Genomic DNA, 270 nt, shown 5'->3' with positions numbered 1-270 from the left:
GAACGGCCTGGTCCTGCGCTATTCCACCGAAAACGTCGACGACGGCGTCGGCGGGCGCGAAGGCGCCTTCCTCGCCTGCTCCTTCTGGCTGGCCGATGCTTATGTGCTGGTCGGCAGGCTCGACGAGGCGGCGGAACTCTTCGAGAACCTGCTTGCGCTCCGCAACGACCTCGGCCTTCTGGCGGAGGAATACGATACGATCTCCAAACGGCTTCTCGGCAATTTCCCGCAGGCCTTTTCCCATATCGGCCTCGTCAACACGGCCTTCAA

1 protein-coding gene is annotated in these 270 nt (G+C 62.6%); it reads left to right on the top strand.

Features of this window, described 5'->3' with window-relative positions:
* Positions 1-270: glycoside hydrolase family 15 protein (locus WDW90_RS39560; protein ID WP_336493050.1), on the top strand; the 270-nt coding region annotated here is incomplete at both ends.

Source organism: Methylobacterium nigriterrae (genome assembly GCF_037106235.1).
Classification (GTDB): Bacteria; Pseudomonadota; Alphaproteobacteria; order Rhizobiales; family Beijerinckiaceae; genus Methylobacterium; species Methylobacterium nigriterrae.
The sequence above is the reverse complement of the archived record's forward strand: the minus strand, read 5'-3'. Positions and strand labels throughout refer to the sequence as shown.